Annotated in this window: 7 protein-coding genes, 3 pseudogenes and 1 riboswitch; of the genes and pseudogenes, 2 read left to right on the forward strand and 8 right to left on the reverse strand. The window is 35.3% G+C overall.

Going from position 1 to position 15,141, the window contains the following annotated elements; genetic code table 11:
- Positions 1-146: 146 nt before the first annotated feature.
- A pseudogene (locus JFU18_RS04045) lies at positions 147-966 on the reverse strand (nucleotidyltransferase).
- Positions 967-1,401: 435 nt separating this feature from the next.
- Positions 1,402-1,521: riboswitch (glycine riboswitch) on the forward strand.
- 107 nt (positions 1,522-1,628) lie between these two features.
- Here JFU18_RS04045 and JFU18_RS04050 point away from each other — a divergent pair.
- Positions 1,629-2,996 carry an alanine/glycine:cation symporter family protein gene (locus JFU18_RS04050; protein WP_002065299.1) on the forward strand — a complete coding sequence of 456 codons (1,368 nt, stop codon included), beginning with the start codon at positions 1,629-1,631 and terminating at the stop codon, positions 2,994-2,996.
- 48 nt (positions 2,997-3,044) lie between these two features.
- Here JFU18_RS04050 and JFU18_RS04055 read toward each other — a convergent pair whose 3' ends face one another.
- Positions 3,045-3,575, reverse strand: a complete 531-nt coding sequence (locus JFU18_RS04055) for a DinB family protein (protein WP_193664643.1) — start codon at positions 3,573-3,575, stop codon at positions 3,045-3,047.
- Between the two features lie 14 nt (positions 3,576-3,589).
- Positions 3,590-4,356: pseudogene (locus JFU18_RS04060) on the reverse strand (DUF3891 family protein).
- Positions 4,357-4,560: 204 nt separating this feature from the next.
- On the opposite strand from JFU18_RS04060, the gene JFU18_RS04065 reads away from it, so the two are divergent.
- Positions 4,561-4,833 carry an HU family DNA-binding protein gene (locus JFU18_RS04065; RefSeq protein WP_002012780.1) on the forward strand — a complete coding sequence of 91 codons (273 nt, stop codon included), beginning with the start codon at positions 4,561-4,563 and terminating at the stop codon, positions 4,831-4,833.
- A gap of 71 nt (positions 4,834-4,904) precedes the next feature.
- On the opposite strand, the gene JFU18_RS04070 is transcribed toward JFU18_RS04065, so the two are convergent.
- The 5 genes and pseudogenes from JFU18_RS04070 to JFU18_RS04090 all read right to left on the reverse strand — a co-directional run bounded on the left by JFU18_RS04070 (position 4,905) and on the right by JFU18_RS04090 (position 15,120).
- Complete coding sequence (locus JFU18_RS04070) at positions 4,905-5,447, reverse strand: hypothetical protein (protein WP_016094085.1); 543 nt, start codon at positions 5,445-5,447, stop codon at positions 4,905-4,907.
- 36 nt (positions 5,448-5,483) lie between these two features.
- Positions 5,484-6,233 carry a 4'-phosphopantetheinyl transferase Sfp gene (gene sfp / locus JFU18_RS04075; RefSeq protein WP_201033162.1) on the reverse strand — a complete coding sequence of 250 codons (750 nt, stop codon included), beginning with the start codon at positions 6,231-6,233 and terminating at the stop codon, positions 5,484-5,486.
- Between the two features lie 64 nt (positions 6,234-6,297).
- Positions 6,298-7,740: an MDR family MFS transporter gene (locus tag JFU18_RS04080; protein WP_002127292.1), complete on the reverse strand. Its 1,443-nt coding sequence runs from the start codon at positions 7,738-7,740 to the stop codon at positions 6,298-6,300.
- The gene (locus JFU18_RS04085; RefSeq protein WP_000184075.1) at positions 7,740-7,964 is read right to left on the reverse strand and encodes an MbtH family protein; all 225 of its coding nucleotides are present in this window, start codon (positions 7,962-7,964) and stop codon (positions 7,740-7,742) included. The genes JFU18_RS04080 and JFU18_RS04085 overlap by 1 nt, the downstream gene beginning before the upstream one ends.
- Positions 7,961-15,120 (reverse strand): annotated as a pseudogene (locus JFU18_RS04090) (amino acid adenylation domain-containing protein). The gene JFU18_RS04085 and the pseudogene JFU18_RS04090 overlap by 4 nt, the downstream one beginning before the upstream one ends.
- Positions 15,121-15,141: the final 21 nt, after the last annotated feature.

Raw genomic sequence — 15,141 nt, forward strand, 5'->3', positions numbered from 1 at the left:
GAAAATTCCTAATTTTCCATAAATAACGCAAGTTGATTACCTTAATACTTGCCTTGCGAGAATACATCCACAATGTAAAAATCCCAATATCTCTCCGCTCTTCTATTCTTCAATACAATCTGTTTACATAATGAAATTATAGTTTATTAAATTTGTATATTTTTCAAAGAATCCTCTGCTTTTTCTATCAACCAATCACCAAACGTATCTAAAAATGATAAGATTTCTTCTATATCTTTTATCGGTTCAATTACATATTGTAGTGCTTTCCTCATATTTTTTTCTTGTTCGGGAAAATGCTTACTAAATAACTCATATGCTCGGATATAAGTCCCTGGAATACAGCCCTTCTCTATCAATTGTTAATGCTAGACCTGCCCTGACTACAATCTTCATGATCCAACGACAACAATCCTCTATATCATCTACGTCCTTATTATGAATTAACTCTTCGTGTGTTTGTTCAATTTGTTTCCGCAAATGAATGAGATGTTCATACACTATCTCCTGACTTACTTTATATTTAGGTAAATATAATTTTACGTCTTCACCTAATATACATACACTATGTGTCTGAATCATAAATCCTATAAAAGAAAAATCCTCTGAGTTTATTACTTCTTTTTCACTATAAAAACTTAACTCCACTCCTGATATACAATTAAACTGCTGTGTAATTTGGACTTCTAGCTCCTTTCTCCAGCTTAAGTCAATTACTTGAGGATTCTTTCGAACTAATATAATCATATCTACATCTGCAACCCCTTCTATCCCAATCCCTCTTGGAATAGAACCCCTTATATAAACACTGTGCAAATCATCCCGCAAAAATTGACAACAAGTATCCTTTATTTCTTGTATTACCTCCAAAAACACAGGCTGAATTTTATTAAAATGTGCATCGCTTATAATAAATCCTTCATCATCCACAGGACAAAAACGCCCTATTTTTTTTATTCTTGGCAATTTATCAACTCATTTCCCTATAAAATATTGGTTTATTCCACACATACAACAATTATAATTCAAATAATTCAGAATTGAAAATTTAAAAGTAAGACATAAAGAATCCTACATTGTTACGTCCTATCTCTTTTATCACCATTCATTTTTCGAATATATAATAAGTAATCTCTCCTGAAATCATAAAATAGAAGATAAATTAGGAATATCAAAAAAATAAGTTTATTTACTATTTCAAAATAAAAAATGATTGCATTTCACTAATTCTATATCTATAATGTTTTTATTGATTCTATACAGAATCAATGCGTTTAAGTTTTTAATTTTATAATTCGGATGAACCATTCAGGAGAAGGTCTATTGATCTACCGACGGGGCAAAAAGTTGCTGAACCAACTTTGAAACTCTCAGGTCTTGTTTACAAGTAGAACTGCATGGGGACGAATCTCTGGAGAGACTCCCTCTCGCTTAATATAGCGCGGAGGAAAACGAGCACCGAAGGAGCAAATCCGCTAATCTAGCGGATAATCTCTCAGGTAAAAGGACAGAGACAAGCGAAAGAAAATGCCGATTTGTATCGGTTTATTTTTCTATCCCTTGTTTCTCCAGAGACCATTTCATTTCCTTGAAGTGGTTTTTATTTTTTCTAAAAAAGGAGAATACAGATGGAGACAGTAAGTAAAGTATTAGAACAAATTAATCAGTATGTGTGGGGGTTACCAACTTTGTTGCTACTCGTTGGAACTGGTATCATCCTCACAGTGCGCTTAAAAGGTTTACAATTTAGTAAACTAATATACGCTCACAAACTAGCTTTTAAAAAATCAGAGGATACATCATCTTCTGGAGATATTAGTCACTTCCAAGCACTGATGACAGCTATGGCTGCAACGATTGGTATGGGAAATATAGCAGGTGTCGCAACTGCTGTGACAATCGGTGGACCCGGCGCAATCTTTTGGATGTGGATTACTGCTTTATTTGGAATGGCAACAAAGTATGCCGAAGCAATCCTTGCGGTGAAATACCGTGTTAGTAATGAAAATGGTGAATACTCCGGTGGACCAATGTATTATTTAGAACGTGGTTTAGGGAAAAAATGGCTGGCTGTTTTATTCGCTATATTCGGCACAGCTGCTTCTTTCGGTATCGGTAATATGGTTCAATCTAATTCAGTTGCAGAGGCAATGCGAATCAATTTTTCTTTCCCTCCTGCATTAACTGGTATACTCATGTCATTCTTAATCGCTATCGTTATTTTGGGCGGTGTAAAAAAGATTGGTAGAGTTACTGGATATATCGTTCCTATTAAAGCATTCTTTTATATAATCGCTGGCCTTATTATTATTTTCTATCACTTTGATCAAATTCCAGAAGCATTTTCACTTATTTTTTCTGGTGCATTTCAAGGTACTGCAGCTGCTGGTGGTTTTATCGGAGCAACAGTTGCATCTGCAATTCAAATAGGAATGGCACGTGGTGTATTTGCTAACGAGGCTGGTTTAGGAAGTGCTCCTATTGCTGCGGCTGCTGCCAAAACAGATTCACCTGCAAAACAAGCTTTAGTTTCTATGACTGGTACTTTTCTAGATACATTTATTGTATGTACAATTACGGGGCTAGTATTAATTACTACAGGCGCATGGAAATCAGGTAAAACTGGTGTTGAAGCTACAACATTAGCATTCCAATCCGTATTCGGTACTGCTGGTAGTATGATTCTCGGTATCGCCATTATATTATTCGCCTACTCTACTATTTTAGGTTGGTCGTATTACGGAGAGAAGTGTGTAGCTTATTTATTCGGACAAGGTGCTGTACGATATTATAAAGCAATCTTTATCGTTATGATTGCAATAGGTGCTAATTTAAAGCTAGGTGTCGTATGGACATTTGCCGATATTGCAAATGGACTTATGGCGATTCCAAACTTAATTGGTCTAATCGGATTAAGTGGTATTGTTGTCGCTGAAACGAATCGCTTTTTACAAGCAGAGAAATTGAAAGAAAGCAATAAAAAACAGGCAAGTTAATCACTAAAAAAGGAATGGCTCATTTATAATAAGCCATTCCTTTTTTCTCTATTTCAATTCCTTTCCCTCCTGAACCATATGTAAATAAAGTACAAAATCCATCATTGTAGATGAATAACCAAGTTGACGGATCATTGCTGTTATATTCCCTCTATGATATGTACCATGATTTACAACGTGTTGCACTAACTCTAAAATGGAAGTGTCTAATGCACCTGCATATGGGTTCTCAATAACAAATACAGTATTTACGTCTTGTATTGTACTTAAAAATTCTTTATATTGATTTGCCATGTTTTCAAACATTTTTTCTAATTCATGTAACGATTTAGTTTCGATTTGTTTTCGTAATTTTTCTCGGTCTTGTATTACTTCACTCATACTTTTACCATGCAATATGTGTAACCACACTTGATCTGTAATATAAATATGTACAAAAGTATCCTTAATTGATGGGAATACACTCTGTATCTGTTCATTAAAAATTGTCTCATAGTTTGGTAACTCTTTTAGTCGGTTGAATAATCGTGTATTAGCCCAAGCATGGTAATCAAACTGTTTTAACATGTAATCTTTCAATCTAAATCTCCTCCTTATTGTATGAAACGAATGTTTTGCTTCTTCATTTCCGATTCTCTATCAGCTTTTACAATCCCTTTTTCTTTAACTTCATGTTTATTTATAGTTTTATATTTTACATATGTATAAAATTCCGTTTTAAATGGAAACGATGTAATTTGAATTGTTTCTTCATCCACCCATTCAGCTTGAATAGGCTTCTCCCCCTTACTATTAAACATTTCTGTTCCTTCAAAACCCTCTTTAAATAAATCAATTTCATCTTTCTTTTTCACACCAGGTTTATTCATACATACATATAAAGAAAGTTCATCACAAAACTTTAATAATCTATAATGTTTATCAAACATCGCATATTGTTCTTTTGTTAACGTTTTCAAAATTCTTTTTGTCGTTCCAATTCATGTTTATAAAAAGACATCATCTCTTCATCTTCCTCATTTAGTGAAAATGATAAAAAGTGCTTACTACAAAGTAGCGCCCCGTATGGATTTGACTCTTCAATTGCATTCAAACCAATCGTATAAAAAACAAAACGTAATGAACTTGGACAATCCATAAATGTATATGGAATATTTTTAGTATCATTCAAAATTGGTACTTTATCAAGCTCTATCCATCCTCTATCATGCTCATATATAGCATCAATTGTCTCTTTTAAGTATATTTTATCTTCAAAAAAATCTTCTATTATATGTCTTGCAATTTCACCAGCTAAAAAACCATGATCATGTTGACGAATTAATATACTTTCTTTCTCATTCTTTTCACGAAAAATCATCCGTATATTCCCCCTCATCCTCATATTACAGCTTGTTGTATGCATCAATTCTTAATTAATCCCTAATTATTAGCAGGGATTCAGTTTCTTTCAACGAAATTAACATAAATATACAGCATTCTTTCTAATCACAAAGTTAGCTTTATCTTTACTAACCATTATACTAAAACATTCATTCTAAAAAAATTTTTATGAGGTGAAAACATGAACAAAACAGAATTAGTTAAAAATGTAGCACAATCAGCTGATATTTCTCAAAAGGATGCTTCTGCAGCTGTACAATCCGTATTTGACACAATTGCTAATGCATTACAATCTGGCGATAAAGTGCAACTAATCGGCTTTGGAACTTTTGAAGTGCGTGAAAGATCTGCTCGTACAGGGCGTAATCCGCAAACTGGAGAAGAAATTCAGATTGCTGCTGGTAAAGTTCCAGCATTTAAAGCAGGAAAAGAATTAAAAGAAGCTGTAAAATAAACAAGAAACCAGCCATTTTATAGGCTGGTTTCTTGTTTATTGTTTATTGTTTATTGTTTATTGTTTATTGTTTATTTAAGCAGTTCCTTTATATTCTCTGCATGATACACTTCACAAATATAAAATACACATTTGCAGTTACTTACAATTTGATATTTTCTAGTTGGATAAACATTCGCCATAACAGAACATCCATCAAACAATTCGATAATATTTCCAGATGGCTGATATCCTTCATATAATACGTTTCTTCTTACTTCCATCTTTTCTATAAGGTTTTCAACAGGAATATTTCCACTCTCTAATTCACTCTTTATTGTATCCGGTAAAAACGAAGTGTCCGCAAAAATTAGATTTTCAGATAATACCTTACCTTTATAACTAACATTGGATACGCGGTAAAGAAATGTTCCATTATTATCAAAGAAATTCTTTGCTTCTTTCGGAATGTATTGTCTATCAAGCGCTTCCTGTTCAAGTACATCAAACTGAACTGTATCTTTTACAAGTTTTTCTAAAGCTAGAATAGATGACGTATTTTTAGAAAACAACATATCTTTAATTGCCTGTACATTATAAGTTAATTCAGTTTTTCTATTTTCCGCTACTAACATGAGGAACACCTCTTCTATAAGAAATTTTATTAAAAATTAACGATGATTTAATAGCAATCCCGCGTCTAACTGCGTAATTTCAGTTACTTCTTTACTAAATATTGCAATGGAAGCCATATAATCTAAACTAGGTCTTACATCTTCCATCATTGTATTTTCTGCTAACTCTTGTCTATCTTTAAAAATCAACAATTTTGGAGGGGCATTTGGAGCTGATACTGTAATTTCTACTGGTGGAATCAATAGTCCTTCACCTGTCGCTTTCAGCACTGCTTCTTTTCGAGTCCAATATGTTAAAAACCCTTCTAGTCGCTGCTCATCAGGTAATTTCATAACTTGTGCTATTTCAATGTCTGTTAATACGCCCTCTGCCATTTTCATAACATCTATATTTGGATTCATTTGCTCAACATCAACACCCACAGGTGCAGATTTAGTAAATGCCACAACAACCCACTCACCCGAATGTGAGACTGATATTTGCGGCATCCCTTCTGGTAACTGTGGTCTGCCATGTTGTAATTTACATACTGGGCACATTCGATCAATTGGCACTTGAACTGGCGACATAGAAAGTACCTTTCCAAGTACTAATCTACTAATTACACAACCTATTATAAAACGCGCACGGTCTGCCGAATGATGATATGAATTTGCTTTCTCTCGCTCTACATCATTTAGCAAATTGTAATGCCATGATTGTAAATCTGAAATTCTTGCCCACCATATTTGACAACTATTCTCATTAAGGGTTGGTACAGAATCTACAACTTTACTCTCTATCATGTAAACTCTCTCCTTTTAAATGCCAATATTACTTTATTTTAAAAGAGTATTAGCATGCTGCAACTCATTCATTTACAACTTCTTTCTCTTTTTGTAATACAGATAACGGCTTTTTATTCTTCTTTGACATTACCTCTTTATCGGAAATACGTAAAGAAAATAGTAATGCTATGAGTAAAAATATTGCTGATCCAATTAATGCTGCTTGATATGGTAAAAAATCTGACTGTGCATTATTCTGTACGTTATTACTTCCAAAACCAGATAGTATACTAGCTAAAACAGCAACTCCTATTGCAGATCCTAATCGGTTTTGCACATTGAATATAGTAGTTGCTCTCCCCATAGAAGGTGGTGCAATATTGTTAAAAGCAGAAAATTGAACCGCACCGACAGATTGACCTAAGAAAATACCAATGCCAAACAATAGTGCCCGAATTTGCCATGGATTCGTATCATGATTTACAAAACTTAATAAAATAAAGATAACCGCCGTACTTACTAATCCAATAGAGATTACCTTTCGAGCTCCTAATTTCTTATATGACCATGGTACAATCTGCGAAGAAATCATTAATCCAATCGCCTCTGGGAATGTAGTAAGACCCGATTCCAGCGCGGAAACTCCTATTACATTTTGATACATAAGCGGAAAAATAAATAACATTCCTAGTAAACCAGCTGATGAAAACAACGAAATAAGACTCATTTTTCTAAAGACCGGTTCTTTTAATAAGTGTAAATCTAACATCGGTTGCTTTACTTTAAGTTCTACAATAATAAACAATGTAAGTAATACAATCCCAGCTATCCCAATACTAATTATTTCTGGAGAAACCCAACCTTTTGACGGGCCTTGACTGAGTGCATAGATGAGCATCGCAAAACCTGGTGCTGAAAGAACAAAACCGAGAGAATCAAAACGACCAGCCGATTTTTCAATATGCTCTGCTAAAAATAGAAGTCCAAATAGCAACGCAATGATACCAAACGGCAGATTAATATAAAATGCCCAGCGCCAAGACATTTGATCTACAAAGAAACCACCAATAATTGGTCCGATCGCTGGTGCTACAGCAATTGGAAGTACAATAAATCGAGAAATTTTTGGTCTTTCCTCTGGTGAAAATGTTCGGAATAACATCGCCATCCCGACTGGTGTTAAAAGTCCGCCACCAGCACCTTGAATGATACGAAAAATGTTTAATGAAGTAATATCATTAGCAATTCCACATAGTGCAGATGCAATTGTAAAAACGAAAAGGGCAGTTAAAAATACTTTTTTCGTACCAAAGCGATCTCCTAACCAACCAGAAATCGGAAGGAAAATAGCTAAGCTAACTAAATACCCAACATTTACAGTCCCCATTGCAGATGGGGGCACTTGCAGTTCTTTGCTTATCGTTTGCAGTGCTACATTCACAATCGTTGCATCCATCGCAGCCATAAACATCGCTGTTATATAAACGATGCTTACAACTACTTTTGGATTTATTTTTACTTTCATTATTGTTTTCCTACTAATATTTTTTCGCTAATTTGATTTTTTTTCGGCTCTAAATCATTCCAGTTAACTTCAACGTATTCTAAGCAAACTTGTCTGCTAGCTTCTTCATGTACGACATTCCATCCAATTGGTACATCGAGAAAGGCAGGCCAGAGAGAATACTGGCCCTCCTCATTCATTAATACTTTATATGTGTAATTATCATTTTCAAATGGATTCGTCATACTTTACTTACCCCTTTCTTATTCTGCAAATATTTCGCTAGCACTTGTCCAATTTCTGTAAGTGGACCTGGCTGACATAAATCTTTATGTCTACAATCAATGTCATGCTGCACGATTTCCCCGTCTAAATAATTTAGCCACGTATTTGGAGAAATAGGATCAAACCAGTCTGGTATAACAGTAGATCTAAAGAATAAAATATCCCCGTTATAAACTTTTGGCACGTATTTCCCTAACAACCCTACTGAATTTACATATGTTTCTTTCAAGTTTAAAATAGTCTCTTCCTCAAGACTTGCTAATGCACTTCCATCTTTGCGAAGTATTGCAACCGCACTTTCCATAGTAAGTGGTTTACCATCCATGTTATCTGGATCATATCCACCTAAAGCAAGTAATGCGATTAACGCTTCTTCTTCAGTAGGTGCTTCCGTATTCGGTAAGAAGTGACCAGGATACGAATCCAGCATAACGAGTAATTCTACTTCTTCCCCTTCATTTTGAAGTTGCGCCGCCATTGCATGAACAACATTTCCTCCAAGCGACCATCCGAGTAAACGATATGGTCCGTGAGGCTGTATTCCACGAACGTGTTTTAAATAATCCGCCGCCATCTCCTCTAAGCTTTTTGGAAGTTCTTCATTTTCAGCGATACCACGTGCTTGTACACCATAGATTGGATAATCTGTTCCTAAAGATTTCATAAGTCCTGCATAGCACCAACTTAATCCACCTGCTGGATGTACACAAAATAATGGTAATTGATCTCCGCTTGCTCGTAATGGAAGCAACACATCAAGTGCACTTTGACCATTCCCCATTTCAAGTCTTTCAGCAAGCCCTGCAACAGTAGGTGCTGCAAATAAAGTTCCGATATTTAGTTCAACTCCAAGTGCCTCTTTAATGCGACTCATCAGCTGCACTGCAAGAAGTGAATGACCACCAAGATCAAAGAATCCATCATCAATTCCAATTTGAGACACACTTAAAACTTCTGTAAACAAGTCACATAACATTTCTTCTTGCGGTGTTCTCGGTCCGCGGCTAGAAGATGATGCAATAAATTCTGGAGCTGGCAATGCCTTTCTATCTAATTTACCGTTTGGAGTTAAAGGTAACTCATTTACTACTACAAAAGCGTACGGAACCATGTAATCTGGTAAACTACCTCCTGCATGCTGACGCATTTCATTCATATCAATCGTTTCATTATTTGATGCGACGATATAAGAAACTAGTCGTTTATCCCCTGGTTGATCTTCCCGTACAATAACTGCTACTTGTTCAACTTTAGGATGTTTCATTATTACCGCTTCTATTTCCCCTAATTCAATTCGGAATCCACGAATTTTAATTTGATGATCTGCACGTCCTATATAATCTAACGTCCCATCTTGACGCCAGCGCGCTAGGTCCCCTGTACGATACATTCTTGTACCTGGCTTCCCAAATGGATCTGCGATAAAACGTTCAGCAGTTAATCCTGCTCTTCCTAAATATCCACGAGCCAGTCCTGCACCTGCAACATACATTTCTCCAACTACTCCAGGTGGCATCGGTTGTAAATAGTTATCTAATACGTATACTTTAAGATCCGGTATACTGCACCCGATTAAACTATTTGCTCGTAAAGAGACGATGCTCTCATCTAATTCAATATAACTAACATGTACCGTCGTCTCCGTTATACCGTACATATTAATAAGCTTCGGTGAGTTATGAGGATGACGACTATACCAATCTTCTAATCGACTTAGTTCAAGTGCTTCTCCTCCAAAAACAACATATCGTAAAGATAATTTTTGACCAATCTCTTCATTTTCACGATCGGCTTGCATCAATTGATAGAACGCTGATGGAGTTTGGTTTAAAACAGTCACCTTTTCCTTAACAAGCAGTTGTAAAAATTCTTTCGGCGAGCGACTTACAGTATGTGGTACTACAACTAAACGCCCTCCATATAATAAAGGTCCCCAAATTTCCCAAACCGAGAAATCAAAAGCGTATGAATGGAACATCGTCCACACATCGTCTGCGTCAAATTGGAACCAATGATCAGTTGCTCCTAAAAGTCTTACTACATTTTGATGAGGTATCATAACCCCTTTCGGTCTACCTGTTGAGCCTGACGTATAAATAACGTAAGCAATATGTGAAGGAGATAACGGCTTCATGCGCTCCATTTCATCTATATTGTCTTCACTATATTTCTCAATTTCTTCTATTACGTTCACATCATCAACTAAAACCTTTAGTGCCTCATAACATTCAATTTCCACATCTGAATTTGTTAAAACACATGATGGTTTCGCATCGTGTAGCATAAATGAGATACGATCTGACGGATAATCCGGATCTAACGGAAGGTATCCCGCACCAGCTTTAAGAACAGCAAGTAAGCTTACAACCATATTTAAAGATCTCGGCATCGCTAAAGCAACAAGTTGATCAGGACCGATTCCTTTCGCTATTAACAAACGAGCTATTTTATTCGCTTTTCTATTTAACTCTTCATAAGTTAGCTTTTCATCTTCAAAGACGACAGCAATAGAATTTTGATTTACATGAGCCTGCTTTTCAAATAATTGTGGCAATGTCATTTCAGGTACAATTTGAAAACCACCATTCCACTTTTCTAAAACTGTATTTCGCTCTGCTAAAGTTAATATTTCTAATCTACCAATTGATTGATCCGGATGTTTCTCTGCATCATCTAATAATAGAATGAATCGTTCTATTAGTTTTTGAACCGTTTCACGTTTATATAAATCGGTACTAAACTCTAACAATCCGTGTAAGCCGTTTGGAGTACCATCAACTCCGGTACTCTCGCTAATTTCAAATGTTAAATCAAATTTTGCAGAACCAACACTTTGAATTTCAAGGCTCGCTTCTAAATCCGGTACATTAAACGTTGCTTCTGGCGTATTTTGGAAAGCTAACATAACTTGAAACAGCGGATGACTATTTCGAGTTCGTACTGGGTTTAACACTTCAACAAGTCGTTCAAATGGAACATCTTGATTTTCATAAGCTGCAAGGTTTACCTGTTTCACTCTATTTAATAATTCTTTAAAACTTGGATCTCCTGATGTATTTGTGCGTAACACTAATGTATTTACAAATAAACCAACTATATCCGTGAGTACATCGTCGTTTCTTCCAGCAATCGGACTACCTAATGGTATATCAGTTCCAGCACCTAATCTTGTAAATAAGGCACTTAGTCCTGCTTGCAACACCATAAACAAACTAACTCCATTTTTACGAGCGAGCTCCACTAACCTACTATGCATACCTTCATCTAAATGAAAATGAATTGTTTCCCCGCGATAACTAGTTTCAATTGGGCGCTGGTAATCTGTAGGTAACTCCATTTGATCTGGTAAACCTTTTAACTCTTCTTTCCAAAAATCTAATTGTGTTGAAATAATACTGTCTGGTTTTGTTTCATCACCTAATAGCTGTTGTTGCCATAGTGAATAATCTGCGTATTGAACTGGAAGGGTTTCTAGTTGAACACTATCACCTTGACATCGTGCTTTATAAGCCGCTGTAAAGTCTCTCGTTAACGGTTGTAATGACCATCCATCTCCTACAATATGATGCAAAAGAATTAGTAAAACATGTTCGTTTTCACTCACTTTAAAAAGTTGCAAACGAACTGCTGGCTCAACATCAAGGTTAAAGCTATATTTTACCGCCTCTGAAAGTACACTTTCTAATTCATCTTTACATGTTTTTGTTATAATCATTTCTAGATTTAAGTCTTCCATATTTAAAATTTCCTGATATGAACTACCTAATACATTAGGGAAAATTGTTCTAAGTGTTTCATGTTTCTTCACTACATCATAAAAGGCACCTTGCAGTGCTTCCTCATTCAATTTTCCAGACATACGAATGACTAACGGAATATTATAAGTAGGACTTGGACCTTCTAAACAATTTAAGAACCATAACCTGCGCTGTGCAAATGAAAGTGGAACTTCATTTGGCCTACTTACTTTCTTAATAGCTGGTCTTGCGCTTTTTGCATGATCCAATTGTTTCGCTAATTCAGCAACAGTTGGTAATTCAAATAGCTTTCCGATTCCTAATTCTACACTTAACGTTTCACGAATTCTTGCCATTAAACGAGATGCAAGAAGCGAATGGCCACCCATTTCAAAGAAATTATCATCTATACTAATTCGTGAAACACCAAGTACCTCAGCAAATAAATCACATAATATTTCTTCTTTCGGATTTCTAGCAACTCTCTCATTGTTCATTCCATTAAAATCAGGAGCAGGTAATTTCTTTCTATCAATCTTACCATTTGGCGTTAATGGTAATTCTTCTAGCACAACAAATGCCGATGGTACCATATAATTCGCTAAACTTTCTGAAACATAAGAACGAATTTCTGAAAGATTAATTGGTTCCTTCTCTTCGGCAACGATATACGCAATGATTCGTTTATCATTTGGGCGATCTTCTCGTACCATTACTACCGCTTGTTGAATATTTTCATGTCGTTGTAATACCGTTTCAATTTCAGCTAATTCAATTCGGAAACCGCGAATTTTAATTTGATGATCTGCGCGACTAATGTACTCTAACACACCATCGTTACGCCATTTCACAAGATCACCTGTGCGATACATACGTGCTCCAGCTTTCCCATAAGGATTTGCAACAAACCGTTCAGCTGTTAACTCAGGTTTTCCTAAATATCCGTTCGCAAGCCCTTCCCCTGCAATATATAATTCACCTATAACTCCAGGTGGAACTGGTTGTAACCCTGCATCCAATACATATACTTCTGTATTCCAAATTGGCTTTCCAATAGGAGGTATACCACTTTCACTTTCATCAATGTTCATGTAAGTAGACCAAATTGTCGTTTCAGTTGGTCCATATAAGTTACTTATACAGCAACCTAATTCTTTTAATTTATTTGCTAAATGTGCTGGTAGAGCTTCACCACCAACGAGTACGTTTAGCTCTTGTAGCCGCTCTGGATATTCAGTTATTAACGCCTGCCAGAGCGTCGGTGTAGCTTGCATAATTGTCACTCTTTCTTCTTGTAAAAGTGTCGTTAATGCAGAAGGCTCTTGGATTACTTCTTTTTGAGCAATTGTTATACTTGCACCACTAATAAGAGGTAAATATATTTCTAGAGCAGAAATATCAAACGCAAACGTTGTAACCGCTAATAAATGATCGTTTTCATTTAATGAAAACGTATGTTGCATAGCCAATAAGAAGTTACTTAAACCTTTCATAGAAACAATTACACCTTTTGGATTTCCTGTTGATCCTGAAGTGTAAATTGTATACGCTGGATTTAAAAGTGATTCATTATTTTTAAATGATATATTCATATGAGAATATGTTTTTAACGCTATTTTCGTTTCTTCGCTATCTAATATGATTTTTTTAATATCATTTTCTATAACTAAAGTAGATGAAACAGATGAATGTGTTATGATACAAACCGGATTTGCATCATTTACTATATAATTAATTCGCTCGGCTGGGTATTCTGGATCTATCGGTAAATATGCTGCACCTGCCTTTAGAACTGCTAACATACTAACTACCATTTCTATTGATCTTGGAAATACTAAGGCTACAAATTGATTTGCTTGTATTCCTTCTTCTACTAAATAGTTTGCAAGTTCATTTGCTCGTTCATTTAGCTCTTTATACGTAAGTTTTATCCCGTTACAAGTAACTGCTATATTATTTGGATTTTTTTGTACTTGTTTTTCAAATAATATAGGTAGATTAATTAGCTCTTCAGCTCTCTTAGTTTCATTCCATTCCAATAAAACTTTATGATTTTCTTCAGGAAGAGTAATGTTTATTTTTCCAATCGGCTCGTCTTTGTGATCATTATTTATCACTAATTCTAATAGATTCATAAATCTTTCTTTATGCAATGCTAGTTCCGCGCCGTTATATACTTCCGGATTCGCATCAAAATGAATCATTAGCTCATTTTCATCGAAGCGCTTATATACATTTATCGATAAATCATCGACAGGTCCTGCTGATAAATTATGTGTAATGCCACGATTTCCAGCAAAATTAAGCCCATAATCAAAAGGCATAACATTCACTAACGGCCCAAACAACCTTTGATTTTCACCTAGTAGCTTTAAGTCTCTTCTTAACTCCTCATGACGGTATTTATGATGACGACGTACGTCTCGAATTTCTTTAGAAACTTGCTGTATTAATTCCGCAAGAGTTATATTTGGAGTTACAGTGAGACGAAGTGGAACTAAATTCATTACCATGCTTGGTGTATGAATAGATACAGAACCAAGACGCCCCATCATCGGTAAACCTAAAACAATATCATTTGCACCTGTTACTTTATGCATATAAATACTTGTTACAGCTACAACAAATTCGGGCCAACTCGTTAACGAAATATTAATATCTTCTAGTAAAGTTTTCGTACTAGCATTTGATAAATAAGCAGTTTCTCGTAAAAATCCATTTGATGTTCTCGGCGCTCGTTCTGCTAAACTTATAACTTCCGGTTCATCTGCAAACTTTTCTAACCAAAAAGTACGATCTTCCTGAAATTGTTTAGATTCACGATACTCATTATCTTCTTGTACAATTTTTGCAAGAGAACCAAATGGCTTTTCATTCTTATTTGTTTCTTCTATAAGTGATGTATACTCATTCGCTACCTTTTGGCTAAGAAGTGAAAATCCATAGCCATCCATCACAATGTGATGGATGCGCTGATACCAAAAGAAACGATTATTTTCAACTTGAATAAGTGCTTCAGTAAATAATTTATCTTCTTTTAAATCTATCGGTACAGATAAATCATTTTTCATCCATTCCTTAGCAGCTTCTTCAGGATTTTTTCTTTACGAACGTCAATAACATGCATATGAAACTTTGACGATTCCTCAATAACTTGCCATGGGCCAATTTCATCCTCTTCGAAACGAACATGAAGTGCTTCTGCTTCTGTTATAACTTTACATACAGCTAACTCGAAAATTTCTTGATTAATATTTCCGTTTATTTCTATATATTCCCCAGTATTATAAATCGGATTAAGCGGATTTAATTGTTGCGCAAACCACATACCAGACTGCGCAGATGATAACGAATGACGAATCTTTTGACTATTAGGCATTCTTTACTACCCCTTTATTAT

This window comes from Bacillus sp. TH22 (assembly GCF_016651015.1).
GTDB lineage: Bacteria > Bacillota > Bacilli > Bacillales > Bacillaceae_G > Bacillus_A > Bacillus_A mycoides.

Excerpts from the sequence above, each read along its gene's own strand:
- JFU18_RS04065 (WP_002012780.1), top strand. The coding sequence starts at position 4,561 with ATGAACAAAACAGAATTAGTTAAAAATGTAGCACAATCAGCTGATATT.
- sfp (WP_201033162.1), bottom strand. The coding sequence starts at position 6,233 with ATGATAGAGAGTAAAGTTGTAGATTCTGTACCAACCCTTAATGAGAAT.
- JFU18_RS04085 (WP_000184075.1), bottom strand. The coding sequence starts at position 7,964 with ATGACGAATCCATTTGAAAATGATAATTACACATATAAAGTATTAATG.
- JFU18_RS04080 (WP_002127292.1), bottom strand. The coding sequence starts at position 7,740 with ATGAAAGTAAAAATAAATCCAAAAGTAGTTGTAAGCATCGTTTATATA.
- JFU18_RS04050 (WP_002065299.1), top strand. The coding sequence starts at position 1,629 with ATGGAGACAGTAAGTAAAGTATTAGAACAAATTAATCAGTATGTGTGG.
- JFU18_RS04070 (WP_016094085.1), bottom strand. The coding sequence starts at position 5,447 with ATGTTAGTAGCGGAAAATAGAAAAACTGAATTAACTTATAATGTACAG.